Source organism: Clostridioides sp. ZZV14-6154 (assembly GCF_020657785.1).
In the GTDB taxonomy this organism is placed as follows: Bacteria; Bacillota; Clostridia; order Peptostreptococcales; family Peptostreptococcaceae; genus Clostridioides.
The window spans coordinates 519,614-536,173 of record NZ_JAGWCY010000001.1; the positions used below are offsets into that span (position 1 = coordinate 519,614).

14 protein-coding genes are annotated in these 16,560 nt (G+C 27.1%); 3 read left to right on the forward strand and 11 right to left on the reverse strand.

Annotated features, from left to right (window positions below; translation table 11 throughout):
* Positions 1-11: 11 nt before the first annotated feature.
* The 3 genes from KGF45_RS02500 to add all read right to left on the reverse strand — a co-directional run bounded on the left by KGF45_RS02500 (position 12) and on the right by add (position 3,162).
* A complete protein-coding gene (locus tag KGF45_RS02500) occupies positions 12-1,163 on the reverse strand; it encodes a double-cubane-cluster-containing anaerobic reductase (protein ID WP_227841754.1) in 1,152 nt (383 codons plus the stop codon).
* A 197-nt stretch (positions 1,164-1,360) separates the two neighbouring features.
* Positions 1,361-2,098 carry an EcsC family protein gene (locus KGF45_RS02505; RefSeq protein ID WP_227828473.1) on the reverse strand — a complete coding sequence of 246 codons (738 nt, stop codon included), beginning with the start codon at positions 2,096-2,098 and terminating at the stop codon, positions 1,361-1,363.
* Between the two features lie 74 nt (positions 2,099-2,172).
* Complete coding sequence (add, locus tag KGF45_RS02510) at positions 2,173-3,162, reverse strand: adenosine deaminase (RefSeq protein WP_227828472.1); 990 nt, start codon at positions 3,160-3,162, stop codon at positions 2,173-2,175.
* A gap of 261 nt (positions 3,163-3,423) precedes the next feature.
* On the opposite strand from add, the gene KGF45_RS02515 reads away from it, so the two are divergent.
* Complete coding sequence (locus KGF45_RS02515) at positions 3,424-4,677, forward strand: sodium/glutamate symporter (RefSeq protein ID WP_227828471.1); 1,254 nt, start codon at positions 3,424-3,426, stop codon at positions 4,675-4,677.
* A 96-nt stretch (positions 4,678-4,773) separates the two neighbouring features.
* Complete coding sequence (locus KGF45_RS02520) at positions 4,774-4,998, forward strand: FeoA family protein (RefSeq protein ID WP_003423664.1); 225 nt, start codon at positions 4,774-4,776, stop codon at positions 4,996-4,998.
* A gap of 261 nt (positions 4,999-5,259) precedes the next feature.
* Here the strand turns inward: KGF45_RS02520 and KGF45_RS02525 are convergent, their stop codons facing one another.
* The 8 genes from KGF45_RS02525 to KGF45_RS02560 all read right to left on the reverse strand — a co-directional run bounded on the left by KGF45_RS02525 (position 5,260) and on the right by KGF45_RS02560 (position 15,780).
* Positions 5,260-5,703, reverse strand: coding sequence for a FlxA-like family protein (locus KGF45_RS02525; RefSeq protein WP_227828470.1), 444 nt, complete (start codon positions 5,701-5,703; stop codon positions 5,260-5,262).
* A gap of 71 nt (positions 5,704-5,774) precedes the next feature.
* Positions 5,775-7,160, reverse strand: a complete 1,386-nt coding sequence (locus KGF45_RS02530; RefSeq protein WP_227841755.1) for a sensor histidine kinase — start codon at positions 7,158-7,160, stop codon at positions 5,775-5,777.
* 1 nt (position 7,161) lies between these two features.
* Positions 7,162-7,869 (reverse strand): LytR/AlgR family response regulator transcription factor, encoded by a 708-nt coding sequence (locus KGF45_RS02535; RefSeq protein ID WP_227828468.1) that lies wholly within the window; start codon positions 7,867-7,869, stop codon positions 7,162-7,164.
* A gap of 304 nt (positions 7,870-8,173) precedes the next feature.
* Complete coding sequence (grdF, locus tag KGF45_RS02540; RefSeq protein ID WP_227840760.1) at positions 8,174-9,481, reverse strand: sarcosine reductase complex component B subunit beta; 1,308 nt, start codon at positions 9,479-9,481, stop codon at positions 8,174-8,176.
* A gap of 85 nt (positions 9,482-9,566) precedes the next feature.
* Positions 9,567-10,853, reverse strand: a complete 1,287-nt coding sequence (gene grdG / locus KGF45_RS02545; protein WP_227841756.1) for a sarcosine reductase complex component B subunit alpha — start codon at positions 10,851-10,853, stop codon at positions 9,567-9,569.
* Positions 10,854-11,132: 279 nt separating this feature from the next.
* Positions 11,133-12,458 carry a sigma-54-dependent transcriptional regulator gene (locus tag KGF45_RS02550; RefSeq protein ID WP_227828465.1) on the reverse strand — a complete coding sequence of 442 codons (1,326 nt, stop codon included), beginning with the start codon at positions 12,456-12,458 and terminating at the stop codon, positions 11,133-11,135.
* Positions 12,455-14,449 (reverse strand): ATP-binding protein, encoded by a 1,995-nt coding sequence (locus tag KGF45_RS02555; RefSeq protein ID WP_227841757.1) that lies wholly within the window; start codon positions 14,447-14,449, stop codon positions 12,455-12,457. The genes KGF45_RS02550 and KGF45_RS02555 overlap by 4 nt, the downstream gene beginning before the upstream one ends.
* Before the next feature lie 83 nt (positions 14,450-14,532).
* Positions 14,533-15,780 (reverse strand): GntP family permease, encoded by a 1,248-nt coding sequence (locus KGF45_RS02560; protein WP_227841758.1) that lies wholly within the window; start codon positions 15,778-15,780, stop codon positions 14,533-14,535.
* 232 nt (positions 15,781-16,012) lie between these two features.
* Here KGF45_RS02560 and KGF45_RS02565 point away from each other — a divergent pair, with 232 nt between their 5' ends.
* Complete coding sequence (locus KGF45_RS02565; protein ID WP_227840755.1) at positions 16,013-16,558, forward strand: helix-turn-helix domain-containing protein; 546 nt, start codon at positions 16,013-16,015, stop codon at positions 16,556-16,558.
* Positions 16,559-16,560: the final 2 nt, after the last annotated feature.

Consider the following 16,560-nt stretch of genomic DNA (forward strand, 5'->3'; position numbering starts at 1 on the left):
TTATTACTCTCCTATAACATCTCTACAAACGCTTCAAATCTAGTTCTTAATTGTTCAGTATCTGATTTTGAATAATCAGTTTCAAGAGACATAAATGGCTTATTTTTTTCTTTTGTAACAAATTCTCTTACTCTGTAACTTTCTATATTAAATGTATGACAGGCTTGTAAAACTACATCTATTACACCATCTACATTATATTCATCTATTATTCTATCTAGTAGTTCAATCCTATGGTCATTGTTCATCATACAAGAACAACCTATATTTATGTATTTTTGTGTTAAAGCATCATACACATCTTCTGTTTCTTCATCAACTAATAAATCATTTGATCTTATAGCTCCACAAAGTTCATATGCCACAACTGATGCTCCAGCATCTTCTAAAGTTTTAACTATCTTTTCACTTATTCCACCAATTGGAGAACCTGTTATAAGAATTCTTGGTTTATCTTTTGTAACTGGACATTCTCCTTTTTCATATCTTTCTTTCATATCATCTATAACTTTTCTTAAAGATTGCTTAAGTTCAGTACGGTCAAATTTAAAACCTGCTTGATATAGTACATTATGAAGTTCAAGACCTGTAAGTGCAGATGGTTGTAATTTACCAAGTGCATAAAACTCTTTTAAAAGTTCTCTCTCTTCATTCTTATCTTTTATGGCCGCTCTTATATCATCTTCTGTTATAGTCACGCCTAAAGATTTTTCAACCTCATCTTTTAATTTTACCATTTCATCTTTCCAAAGCTTATAAGCAAACTCACCTTTTGCAGTATTTGGTAAATGCATTACATATGTTGGTTTAACCTTTGCAAGCTCTTCATACATTTTTTTCTTGCCATCACAAGTAGTTTCTCCTATTAATAAATCAGAAAAATAGAAATATGGACATGTATCTGTTATTGCATGCCCATAACTTGATTTTATTAAAGGACAAAGATTTCTTGGTAACACTTTTTCTGCATCTGGAATTGGTTCTTCACTAACTCCACAAACACCTACTACTGTTGCTCCTGCTGCCATTGGAATCTCAACTGGAGTAAATGTGCAGAACACTCCAACCATTTTTTTCCCATTTTCTTTAAGTTCCTTTGCATTTATAAATCCTTTTTGTCTAGCTTCATTAAAACTATCAAATTGTTTTGGTAAATTTGCCATGAAAATATTCCTCCCAATTACTTCTCTTTATAATTCATTTTGTATTTTAAACAATAAAACGTAAATATTTCCATTAAAATACAAACCTCTACATTAGATTTTATCATGCTTTACCTTTCATCCATCATTGTTTTTATCAATGCAAATCAATATATATATAGATATATTTTATATCTATTTAAAAATTTTACCATTTATCAATTAAGCTCTCTAATCCTCAATCTATAAGCAAATACTGCTGTTTCATGTAATTTATCAATTAATTTTCCATTTACATAAAATCCTACAAATGCCCCTATTCCAGGCATTAGTTGCAAAAGTTTAGCTAAATCTAAATAATCCCTGTATTCTTGCTGAAATGTTCTCCAATCAAAATCATTGATATCATTTGGTAAATTTTTTATATACTCATCCCAATTACTCATCAATTTAAATGTTGTATTTATATTCGATTGACTAGAAAAAGCCAACTGCAATATACTTAGTATATAAATTCTTTCTCTATAATCTTTAACATCATATCCATATATTGAAGCAACATCATATAAAAATTTTATCTTAATACCTAAAAGTAGAGGAAAATCAGAAAGCCCCAAAAAAATACCTCCAGCTCCTGTACCTGCTCCTTCAATCATTGCTGTAGTTTTATAATTTTTAGCCTTTTCTTCAACTAACTTTTCCCTTTCTTCTAAGGATATATTTCTAATTGGTGACTTTGTAGCATATTTATATCCAAAAAATACAGTTTTTGTCATTCCTTTTATTGAAGAAGTCATTATTTCATGGTATTTATCTGGCAACACTCCATTGAATTTATTTTGTATACCTTTTGAAGCTTTATCAAATATAGACGGTTTTTTCAATATATCTTTCTTCCATTGTTCTAATTCTTTTTTTGCTAATTCATTATAAGAAATCTCTTTATAATTTTTCAAATTTATCTCCTACTCTAAAATATATGTTTAATTAACTTACTTAATTAATTTAAATTTTTAATCTATTTAACCTACTAAATTAGACTATATAAATATTTTTTAGTTTCTTTATCTGCAAAACTTGCTTCTACTGTGTTTTTATAAATTATTTTATAGTCTTCTAAACTTAGATTAAATATATCAAATATTAGATTTAGTTCTGAATTTAAACTTATATCTGATACAGTTCTATTATCAGTATTTATACTTACAGGTAAATTATCTTTATAAAAATCGTAAAATGGATGTGTTTTATAAGAATCTACTGTCTTAGTTTGTACATTACTGGTTGGACATATTTCCAGTAATACTTTTTTATTTTTAACTAAATCGTATGCTTCTTTTTCTCCATTAATTTTTATACCATGACCAATTCTATCTGCCTTTAAAATACTTATAGCATCTAATACATTTTTTCCACTTGCTGCTTCTCCTGCATGCACTGTAATTTTATATCCATAATCTCTTGCTAGTTTAAAAGCTTCTTCATATTCATTACAAAAGCCTTCTTTCTCTGGACCACATAAATCTACCGCTACAACACCTCTATTTATAAAGGATTTACCTGCTTCAATTACCAATAATGCCTCTTTTGGGGTCATTGTTCTCATACAACCTAATATTAAATTCCCTTTTATATCATAAAGACTTTCAGCATCTCTAATTCCTTCAACTACACTTTCAATTATGCTCTTAATACTCAACCCTCTTTGAATATGAAGTAATGGAGCAAATCTAATTTCTATATATTTAATATTTTCTTTACTTGCATCCTCCAAAAGTTCAAAAGTAATTCTTTTTAAACTTTCTTTAGACTGCATAACTTTTAGAGGTAAATCAAATCTTTTTAAATATTCATCAAGTGAAGTACAATCATGTGGAACCTTCGATAATTTTTTTATTTCATTAATATTATCTGAAGGCAAATCTATTTTCTCTTTAAGCGCTATATCAAATATAGTTTCCACTCTAACACTTCCATCTAAATGGCAATGCAATTCTACCTTAGGTAAATTTTCAAACATTTTATCCTCCTTTTACACTTATAAATAACATATCTTATTGATAAATTTTTAAGTCTTATTTCTATTATAACAATATACTAAAATTTTTCATGTTAAAAGCTGTATATTAGTAAAATATTCTTATTTAATTTATGATTATCTAATTATATCCATTGATTTTTTTTAATATACATTTATTAATATACATTTGATAGTAAAAATTCCATTACATAATAATTTAAATTATACAAAGACGATTTTAAATTACAAGGAGGATTTATTTTGATTACTTTAACTTTTAATACTGTACAAACTTTAACCTTATCTATGCTATTCTTTTTAATTGGTAATCTGTTAAAAAATAAGATTAAATTTTTAAATAACTTCTGTATACCTGCACCAGTAATAGGAGGTCTATTATTTTGTTTTTTAAATTTATTTCTTAAATATTTTCATATAGCAGACATATCTGTAAGTGGAAACTTAATGCCAAATTTCATAACTTTCTTTTTTACAACTATTGGGCTTGAAATAAGCATAAACCTTATAAAAAAAGGTGGTAGTGTATTATTTAGATATTGGATTTTATGCGGAATACTAGCTTTTTGTCAAAACATTATAGCTATATCAATATCAAAAATTATAAAATTTGAACCACTTTTAGGGCTTATGTGTGGTAATGTATCTATGGAAGGTGGTCACGGTTATTCAGCTGCATTTGGACTTACAATAGAAAGTCTTGGTGTAGATGGTGCAGTTGGTGTTGGTTTATCTGCTGCAACAATAGGTCTTATTATAGGTGGGATATTAGGATGTCCTGTTGCTAGATTTCTGATAGAAAAATATAAATTGCAACCTTCAACAAAAATAGATTTATCAGGTTTTAGATATAAAAAAGATTCAATGAGATTAAAAAATAAATTTTTTAGAAGCAAAAATAGAGCAATCAAAAACGAATTTTCTCAAACTATAAATCCTACTATATTTTTAGAGCAAGTTCTTCTTATATTTATTTGTATAAATACAGGCGAAATTATAAGTAGAATATTTTATATGACATGTAACATTCTTTTACCTTCTGTTGTGACTTGTATGTTTTCAGCAGTTATTTTTAGAAATTTAAATGACAAGATAAATATACTAGAGTTAAACTTTAAACTTATAGAGTTTCTAAAAGAACTTTCATTAGGAATTTTTCTAACATTATCGCTTATGAATATAGATTTATTTGAATTATCAACACTATTGCCTCCAATTCTCTTAATAGTAACTTTCCAAGTAATCTTTATAATTTTATTTTCAGTATTTATTTGTTTTAGGATACTTGGAAAAGATTTTGATTCTGCCATCATAATAAGTGGTTTAATTGGACATGGAATAGGTGCTACTCCAAATGCTTTAGCCAATATGAGCTCTTTAACACAAAAATATGGAGATTCTCCAAAAGCATTTTTGGTTGTTCCCTTAGTAAGTGGTTTTTTACTAGATGCCATTAGTATCCCTTGTATACTACTTTTTATAAACATACTGAGTTAGTATGTTTATTTTTTGTTATATATTGACAATTTAGCTTTTTTATTATATATTATAAATATAGAACTTGATAATGATTTTCATTAGGAGGTGTTAATAATGACTGTTTACAACTTAAAACTTGGGCAAAAGGGAATTATAGATAATATAGCTGGGAATGAAAAACTTATGAAGAGACTTCTTGCTTTAGGATTAATAGATGGCACTGAAGTTGAAGTAAAAAAAATAGCCCCTCTTAATGATCCGATAGTGATTAGATTTAGAGGATTTGATTTAGCTATTAGAAAATCTGATGCAAAAAATATAAATTTAAAAAATAATTAATATAGAATAAAAATAAAAAAAGAGATTTTAAAATCTCTTTTTTTATTTGCATTAGAACCATAAGTAAACTTAAGAGGATATTCACTAATATTTATATTCGGTATAAAACTTAAAATAGAAATTTATAAATAATAGTTGTAAAGCTATATGTAAATTTGAATAAATATAGTATATTTATTTACAATTAATATATTTATGTAATTATTACTTAAGAGTATAAAATACTAATTACCATTTCAATAAGTTAATTTTCTAGATAAACTATATAGGTCTATTAAATTTTACTTTTAAATTTTTATCATCTTGAACAAGGCTATAAGTATTGTCCCATTGTTCTTCTTCATTGCCTTTTTCAAAAACATCACACGGTGTTTTTGCATTTTTATTATTAGAATTTTCTTCTTTTCTATCTAATGTACTATTTTTCACTTCAGAAACAGTATTTTGTCCTCCATCTGACTCTTGTGTTTTTTCTCCTTTTAGTTCTTGAATTTTACTTTCTATATCTTTTATTTCTTTTTTTAAATCTTCTATTTTTGACTTAGCCATTTCACTATCAATGCTTTTATTGCTCTTAACTTTCTCCAGTTCTTCTTGTAATACTTTTTTTTGTTGTTCTAAACTTTGTATTTCGCTTTGGTTATTATTTGAACCATCTATATTAGATGTTCTTGGTGTTTGACCATTTATACTTCCAATTTTCATTTTAGTAACCTCCTATTTCTATATGTTAAACTTTTTATTTACATATATAATATTGGTTACAAATTCTATTTTCAAGCTAATTGTTCTGAAATGTCAGTACAGTGTAATGAAATAATTAGTAATATATTTATTTGAAAATACTCTTGTGTATTCTCTATACTTATAGCCCCTTGATATTTCTTAGCAATCTCTCTTATATTTGAAATTCCGATACCTGAGCCACTTGTGTAATTATTTACTGCATTATAACTATTTTTTATTTCTATCATAAAAAAGCCACCCTCTAGTTTAGTTGAGAGTTTTAAATATCTATTTTGTTTATCTACAAGTTTACAGGCTTTAATTGCATTGTCAATAGCATTGGCAAATACTATACAGAGGTCAACATCATTTATACTAGTATCACTTGGTATAATTACATCACAATCCACCTGTATTCCTAATTGTTTTGCTATGCTTAATTTATTGTTGAAAAGGGCATCAATTACAACATTTCCTGTATTACAAGAAAATGATAGGTCACTGGTTATTTTTTCGAGTTTATTTAAATACTCTTGTGCTTTTAAAATTTCGCCTTTTTTTAGCAGTCCATTTACAATAGCTAGATGATTGTTAAAGTCATGCCTAAAAGACATTGTTTGTGACAATCGAGATTTTGCTTCTTCAATGTAATTTTTTTGAGAATGAATTTGTTGATTTAAAATCGCTTTATTTTTCTCTTCTTTTAAATATTGCATCAATTTCTTAAACTCAAATAAAGAGAAAAACACACATATAATTCCAATTGAAGAAAAAAGGAAAGCTTGAATTTCTTTAGTAAGAGACGTATTCATTAATAATTTTACAGTTTGAAGTTTCGTATCGATATTTATGGTTGAACTTGAATAACCAGTATTCTCAAATGATTGCCAAAATAATATTATGAGTAACAATGGAGTTATTAAAATTATTGAATATCTATCAAATTTTACAGTTTTAATATTAAATTTTTTAGCACTATACCAATATATAAATCCAACTATTATAATCGTAATAAAAAATGAAATCTCCGTATTTACAACAAATTTATAAATATTTATATCTGTATTATTTATAAATAGTAAATAATTAAATGGAGCCATAAATCCATATGCTAACTGCTCAATTACATATACTAATAGAGATAATACTATAGATAAAACTGTAGATTTTTTTATTACATACTTTACAAACAAAAAAGTCAGTAGAAAAAATATAAGCTGTGAATAAAATAAATTATATAAATTAAAATATGTATTTATACTAATTGACAAAACTGATACTAACAAGTATAAAATACAGTACCAAAATTTTGACTTAGTATTTGTAAAACTAATTAGAAAATAATATTGCAATATGGCTATTAGACTTCTATCTATTGCAAAGACGAATAAAATACTATATTCTAATAATGAATTAGAATAAGGTAAATTAGCCATGTTATCTCCTCCTATTTTTCATATTCTTAAGCATAGCTTCAGAAAATTCTTGTTGGCGTAACCTGGAAACAGGTATCATATCTCCATTTTCCATAACTACATTACCATTTTCATAGCTATATACAGATTGTAAATTAATTATATAACTACGATGACATCTAAAAAAATTTATTGGCAAGCTTCTTTCTAGACTATCAATAGTTTCATAATAATCAATAATTTCTTTTTTTAAATGGATATAAATCTTTCTTTTTATAACTTCACAATATAAAATATCTGCTATTTTCAATCTCCAATATGAGTGCCCTTTTTGTATTGTTATATAATTCTTTTCATTACTCTCCAGCTTTATAATTATCCTATCCATTGTCTTAGCTAGTTTTTCGTTAGACAATGGTTTTATCAAATAATTTATAGCATCTACTTCAAAAGCATCATATACAAATTCCTTTAAAACTGTCACAAAAATTATAAAGCAATCATTATCACATGACCTTAATTTTTTAGCTGCTTGCATTCCATTAATACCTTCCATCTGTATATCTAAAAAGATAATATCAAATACTTCATGATTATATAATAGAGTCTCAGCTTTATCAAAAAGTTCTATATTATACAATAAATTATTTCTATTCATATATAGCTCTATATTTTCTTTTAAATCATTTAACATATACGATTCATCATCACAAATAGCAATTGAAATCAATATGTAACACCTTCTTTCTCATATTATTTTATTATATAAAGTTAACTTCTTTATTTCAATTAATCTGTTCTAATATGCTGAATATATGTTCCAAAGTGAATAACTTTACTTTTCATAGTATATCTAATTTAAATTTATGTATCAATACTCTAAATTTAATTTTTCATTCTAGTAAATTTAATTTAAAAATATAAAAATATATTCAATGTTTTTAAATTACTTAATAAAAAAAGATATCATAAAATAATTTTCAGAAACTATTTTATGATATCTATTTTAATTTTAGTGTTGTGTTATATTTTTATTATTCAAATACGGTTTGATCTTCTACATCTTCTTTTAATGCATTTAAGGCCTTTAAAACTATGTTCTTTCTAATTTTTTTACTTTCTTCTTCCCCTAGCTTTGGATTTCCAAGTGGATATGGTATACCTACTGCTGGAACAATTCTATTTGCTCCTATTGTAAGTGATATTGGTACTACAGTACAAACATGGACAACTGCTATACCTGCTCTTTCAATCTCTTTTACCATCGTTGCTCCACAACGAGTACAAGTGCCTCATGTAGATGTTAAAATTACAGCCTCTACTTTATCTTCTACCAATTTTTTAGAAAATTCTTCTCCAAATCTCTTAGAATTACCTACACTTGTTCCAGTCCCTGTAGTAGTTATAAAGTAATTTGCCAATTCTCCAATTACACCATCTTTTTCAAATTCTCTAACCACATCTAATGGCACAACTAAGTTTGGATTTTCAAGTACATATGCTCTATCATAACCTCCATGTATAGTTGTAAAATCTTTATTTGACATAGAATTCATGCCTGTTATATCATAAATACCATACTTAGTAGCACTTGAAGATTCGATTTTATCTGGATTATCAGTTGGAACTATACCTCCAGAAGTTACTAATGCAAGTTTTATTTTAGATAAGTCTTTGATAGCCTCTACAGGTGTAACTCTATCAAATTCAGGCATTGGATACTCAGTCTCAAATTTTTCTCCATTCATTTTCTTAACCAACATTTCAATCGCTCTTTCAGAACCTCTAAGTTCATGGAAGAAATTTTTTCTTATTCCCCTCATTATATATCCTTCTACCTCAGGAGACCCTACTTCTTCACCATTAACTAATTTAAGCCCTAGTCTTGACATTATTGGAACTACCTTTCTAAGACTAGCTGCTGAATTTCCTGTAGCTATTATGTGTAAATCTAGTTTAAACATATCTACACCTGGATTTTCTTTATACATTCCTGTGACTACAGGAATATTTAGTTCTTCTTCAACTGCTTTACAAATAGTTCCACAGGCTACTCCATATCTACCTGCATTAAATGCTGGCCCTGCAATAAATAAATCAGGTTTTTCTTCTTTTATCATTTTTAAAAGTTCTCTAGTAGCATCTTCAATATTTTCTCCAAAATATGTGTCTCCACAAATTACAGTTGAAACTATCTCCGCTTCGTCTTTAAATTGACTTTGAAATGCCATTCCAGGCCCTACTACTCCCATTCTTTTTTCTGGTGGAATATCTGCTTTTTCTTCTCCTCCTATACCAGCAAAGAAATTATTTATATAGTGAACAACTCTGATTTTACTCATATCTTAATCCTCCAAATCAATTTATAGTTATTACATCAATTAAATTAATAATGGTATTAACAATAATCTATACTCAAATATTTATTTAATAATATCTTGCTGTCAAATGATTGTAACCATTTGCTATAGTTGATGCTATTATAATCTGTAATTCCGCATCCATACTTCCATCGTCATTTAAGCATCCTTTATATCCACCAATCATCATTTCTACATAATCCAAAGTTCCTATAACTTTTTCCATAGCAGGAAAATGGACTACTAAGTTTCCTTGACCACAAGAAACAAGTGCATCTGCCTCTTTCGTAGCATCTGCTATAGATTGACTCTTTCCATCTTTTCCAGGAAACTCATCAGTGATTAAAACTACACTTGCTCCAACTTCACTACATTTTCTACAATTCATCATAAGGTCAGTATCTGGATTCCCATATCCTTCTTCTGTTACTAATACTCCATCAACACCTAAAAATTCTACTAACTTTGCAACCATATCAGAACTTCTTTCTTTGTCAACTAAAAATACGTTTTCATTAGTTAAAATTACTCCTATAAAATTTAGGTCTTTTCCATGTCTTTTATACAAGTCATGTATAACTGGATTATTTAAATGGTGGAAAGTAGTCACTTTATCACATGGTGCAACACAATTACCAGATATTATGGCTCCATCCATTATTTCAGTTGGATACATAAATGTTGGGACTATTTGCTTAGCATCAACTCCATAATAATAAGTATCATGTAAAAGTCCCTGTGATTGTAACATATGGACATATGCTACTGTTGGTAGGTCTGGATATTCTTTCACTTGTTTTAATAGTGGTTTTGTTTCATATACTATTATTTCATCTGGTTCAATTTCCTTGCCTGCTTCTCCTATATATGCACCTATCTTTAATCCAGCTATTCTAGCTGCTTCTTCATAATCATGAGTTTCTATACCCTCTTTTGCTTTTATCACAATACATACATTATTTGTTTTTGAAAAAGGTGTATATTTAGCAGTAGAACCACTCATATCAATTACACCTTCCTGAAATCCAACTATATTTCCACAAGTTATAACACAAGCTCCTGAAAGTACATGAGTTCTTCCACTTCCTACAGTCTTTACTTTGTTAATAATTCCAGGAAATATTTTGCTTTCATCTCCAATTTTAACCCTAGGTTCTATGACATCTTTAACTGGTGCTATTCTTATTGATTCGCCAGGTCTTGCAAGTTCAACATTTACACTTACAATTCTTTCATCTTCTAAAGCTATCTGTTCTATTTCTTTACTATTCACATATAATATGCCATCTTTTACTTCTGTTTTCTCTCCAAATTCAATATTTTTTATAAATATATTCCCTAGCTCTAGCTTCATATGAAAATCCCCCTTAATACATTTAATCGCAATTAAAAATATTTATTATTACGTTTATTTATATACAAAGCATTTTATATGCCAATTATTTAAAATATAGCTTTTTTATGTTGATTCTATAGATATTTTCATTTTTTACTTATATAAACATTGAATCTACCTATAATTATTGTAAGTCTTAAATTTAAAAATTATAATAAAAAAGATAAGTAGAATTTTTCTACTTATCTTTTAATAATTGTGAGAAATTTTTTGCTCAGTACATGAGAAGTTTTTTTCTCACTTAATATTGTACTCTGATATTTTATTAGTTAATTGTCTTCTGCTAATCTCCAATTTTTTTGCTGTATTTGAAATATTATTTCCACATAGAGATAGAACCTTTTCAATATATTCACACTCAAATTCTTTTCTTATTTCTCTTAGAGGTCTAATACTTATTTTATCATCTATGTTTATATTGTTTGATATTAAGTTCAAATTGTCTTTTGATAACTTACTTTCTTCACTTAAAACTACTAATCTATTGATTATATTTTTTAATTCTCTTATATTCCCTGGATAATCGTAATTTATCAAAAAATCCACTACTTCTTTATCAATTGAGGATATTTTTTTATCATGTTCAATCTGGTATTTATTTAAGAAAAAGTCTATAAGTGTATTTAAATCCTCTCTTCTATTTCTTAAAGGTGGTATAGTTATTGTTATTGTACTTATTCTATAAAAAAAATCTTCTCTTATATTACCATTTAATATTTCTATTTTAGGTTCTTTATTCATTGCACAAATTAATCTAAAGTCAACTTTAATAGACTTATTACTTCCTATTCTCTCTATAGATTTCTCTTCAAGTGTCCTTAACAATTTTACTTGCACATTTAAAGGTATATCTCCTATTTCATCTAAAAATAAAGTACCCCTATTTGAAAGTTCAAATCTACCTTTTCTGCTATCTATTGCTCCAGTAAAAGAACCTTTCTCATGTCCAAATAACTCAGACTCTAATAAATTTTCGGAAAAAGAACAACAGTTTACAGGTACAAATATTTCATCTCTTCTTGGGCTTAGACTATGTATATATCTAGCTAAAACATCTTTTCCTACTCCAGATTCTCCAAGAATTAGTATATTTACATCTTTACAGGCAGCTTTTTCTGCGATTTTTATTATATTATTAAAATCCTTATTTTTAGATTCTAAAGTAAAGCCCAAATTATTTTTTTGTGTGCAAACTACTTCTTTTTCTCTTTTTACTTTTTCAATTTCTTCTAATAAAGTTTCAATAGGATTACTTTTTATAAAATAAGATAAAGCTCCTCTTTTCATAGCTTCAACTGCATTTTCAATACTTCCATATCCAGTAACTAATATAACTTCTATATTTTTATTAATAGATTTAATTCTATCTAAAAGTTGTACTCCATCCATATTTTTCATCATAACATCAGATAAAATCAAATCGTAATTTTTATCTTTCTTAATAATACTCACAGCTTCTTCTCCACTTAGTGCTATATCTACCACATATCCATTCTTTTGCAAAATTTTTTTCATTATTGTTCCATACTCTAATTCATCATCAACTACTAGTATCTTTATCATATAGTCACCTCTTTATTTAGTGGAATTTTTATATAAAAACAAGTACCAACTCCCAATTGACTTTTGACACTTATATCTCCATTATTCTTTTTAATCTCGTTATATGTAATGTACAAACCTAATCCAGTTCCTTCACCAATTGGCTTTGTGGTATAAAAAGGATTAAATATATCCTTTAAAACGTTTTCTTTTATACCATCACCATTGTCCTTAAAATCTATAAATAAACAGCACTCTTTCACATAGCAATTTATAATAATTTTACCGCCTTCATGTATTGCATCTACTGAGTTAGATATTAAATTTATAAATACGTGTTTCAAAGATTCTCCATTTATGTAGCACACTAAATCCTTATTGCAGTTTATCTTTATTTCAACATCTTTTAACTGTAAAACTTTATACTGAAGTTTGACTATATTTTCAATAAAATTTCTTATATTTATATTTTCTAAACTATCATCTGATATTCTTGCAAAATTTAATAAATTCGTTATTATATTACTTGCTCTATCTACATTACTTTCTATTGATTTTACACAATCATTTACCTCTTCTATAGTAACATTATCTTTTAAAAGATAACAATTATTTCTTATTATTCCTAGAGGATTTCTTATCTCATGCGCTACTCCAGAAGCTAATTGCCCTATAGATATCATTTTATTATCTCTCAGCAATTTTGCTTCTATTATTTTATCATTAGTTATATCTTTAATCACGGCTACTATATATTCAATATTATTTTTTTTATATTCTACAGGGAAAGTACTTATTTTCAAAATCTTATTAATCAGTTCTATTTCACTTGTTTTATGTGTATTTTCAGAAAATGTATTCTCAATAATATTTTTTATTATGTCAATTAATTCTTCTTTTTTATATTGTATCTCATTGATAAAATCATAGAATACTTTATTTGATTCAACTATATTGTAATTGTCATCTATAAGCATTATTATGTCTGTGATACTATTAAATGTGGCCTCTAAAGCCTTTTTATTTTCTATTACTTCTTCTGTTTTCCTTTTTATTTCTATTTTTAATAAATATGTATAACTATAAAAAATATAAATAGATATCAAAATTATGCCTATAAAAATATAAATGATTGGCATGACTCCTATATCATATAATACATCATCGACTTCATTATATATAGAATACCATTTTTTATTTAAATCTTTATATACACCATTTTTCTGAAGTTTAAAAATTCCCTTATTTAAAATACCAACTAATTCTTTATATTGTTTAGGAACAGCGAGAACTGCCTTTTTGGTATAAATAGGAGTATTTAAAATACTGTATTTCTTTGAGAGTTCATAGTTTATCACATAATATCGTAATACTGGTTCATCACCAACAACTGCATCTACTTTGCCTGACATTAAATAATTTACTCCAGTCTTTATATCTGGAGTCAACACAATATCTATATTGTCAACTCTTTTTTTTAAAAAGTTTATAGAATAGTCACCCTCTGGTATTGCTATTGTTTTTCCCTTTAAATCTCTATAACTATTTATATTCTGTGCTTTTTTATCTTTTAATATATTTGCACTTAATGTATAAACGGGGTCAGTAAATATAAACTTATTTGCTCTTTCTTTTGATGGAATTAAGTCAAAAAATCTTATACTATCATCCACTGGATTTATAAAGGATTCTTTCCACCATGTATTTGGTTTAAAATAGAAATCTCTACCTATTTGGATTGATAGGGAATTAATTAAATCAACAACAATTCCTTTGTATTGACCATCTTCTTGACCTTTATATCTAAGAGGAGGAGAGCTCTGGTCAGAACTATAAATTAAATTTTTATGTTTTTTTAGCCATTGTTTTTCCTCTTCTGTAAATGGAAGTGATTTCTTAACATATTCAAATATATTCAAATTATACTCCATGCCTACATACATATTTGTGAGTGAAACTACAACTAAAAATGAATAAATAATCCCTATAATTACTATCTTTTTTTTATTCACCTTAAAACTCCAATCTTTCTTTTTTATATAAATTCAATATTTAATAACAAAATCCTACTTTTTTCATTAAATATCTATATTTATTATAAGATTAATTGTATAGATGTTGAAACTATAGTCATTACTATCCCTATTAGTGCTTCATACGGAATCAATTTAAATCTTTCACCTATATCCATATTTATACTGCCTGCGCTAGTATGAAATAATGAACCATGTGGTAATTGTTCAAATACACTGGAACCTGCATTAACAATTGATGCTCCTGAAATTGGTGATAATCCACCACTTAATATAGCATCAGAAAAAGTTGATGATGCTATAGTGGCTCCAGCTGTTGATGATGCTGTTGCCAGTGACATAAGTATACCTGAAATCGGTGCTAATAAAAATTGTGGCATATTTAAATATTGTAGTATACCTATTGTACTCTGTTGTAATTCAGACATTTGTATAATCCCCGCAATAGTCCCTGTTCCAAGTAATAATATGCATACACCTTGCATCTTAGATAATCCAAAAGACAAATACTCTCTTGTATTTTTCAAATTTCCTGTCGCGATTAAGGTTACTACTCCTCCTACAGGAAGTGCAACCATAGGGTCTATTACTATAGGTGATATATTTCCTAGAAACAATAAAAATATAGCTACAATTGGACCACATAATGACTTAAACAAATTTGGTAAATCCTCTCTTTGTTCCAAAAGTTCATATGATTCTACATTGTTTCCTTTATTTATTAATGCACTTGCCAAAACAACAGTAAACACAATACCAACAATTGCTGGAATTACGTTTGCTATCATAACACTAGATAGATTTACAGAAAAATTTCCTGCTACTGCAATAGTATTTGGATTTGGTGATATTATATTACCTGCTTTGCCTCCACCTAACATAGCTAAAAGTATTGCTAATTTAGAATAGTTTAATTTTCTTCCTATGTATAAACCTATTGGTGCTACAGTTATTACAGATACATCCAAATTTACTCCTACTCCTGCAAGTACCATAGTTGAAGCAGCTATAGAAAGTAAGGCTCTCTTTTCTCCTAATATCCTTACGATTTGTTCTGATATTTTATCAACTGCTCCTGTTTTTATTAAACTTCCAGCCAATACACCTGATGCTAAAGCTCTAAGAATTGATGGTGAGATATTCATAGCTCCAGTTGCCATAAAATCTACAGTTTCTGTTATACTTGCGCCTCCAATTATTCCCCCAACAAATGCCCCTAACATTAAACTATATACAGCTTGAAATTTCTTTATAATTAAAATAATTGCTACTAATAAGCCAAATATAGCTCCAAAAGTTGTTATTTGCACAATATCCCCTCCTATCTTAAAGTAAGTTAATTATTTTTTATTTAATTTTATTTAAATATATTTTAAGTATTCTGTATCCACTTGTCAATTATATTTTAATTTATTCAATTAGATTTAACATTATTTATTCAAAATTATATCTTATATGTTATAATGATTTCATACTATATAATCTTTTTATTTAGATTATTTTAAAGTAATATTTTTAAAACGAAAAAGAGAGGATATTTATATGAATGATTTAAATTTAGGAGAAAAAATAGCTGAAGTTCGAAAAAAACAAAATCTAAGTATTCGAGATTTAGCAAAACTAGCAGATGTTACACCATCATTATTGAGCCAAATAGAACGAGGTCTTGCTAATCCATCTGTAAATTCATTAAAATCTATAGCCTCTTCTCTAAATGTTCCTCTATTTACATTTTTTGTATCTGAAGTAGACAAAAAAAGTTTAATAGTGAGACACGATAGTAGAAAGAAAGTTATTTTACCTGGAAGTAATGATGTTGTATATGAAGTTTTAGTTCCAGATTCTAGTGGTAATTTAGAATTTGCTATTATGGATTTGGCTCCAAATACATCTTCTTGTGTAGATAGAATTACTCATAATGGAGATGAAATTGCATACATTTTAGAGGGAGAAGTCAAACTCTTTATGGATGATGATGAATTTACTTTATTTAAGGGTGATAGCGTTAAGGTTCCTTTAGGAACAAAGCATAAATGGCAAAATGATTCTGATAGTGAAAGCAAAGTAGTTTTTGCAGTTATACTATAAAG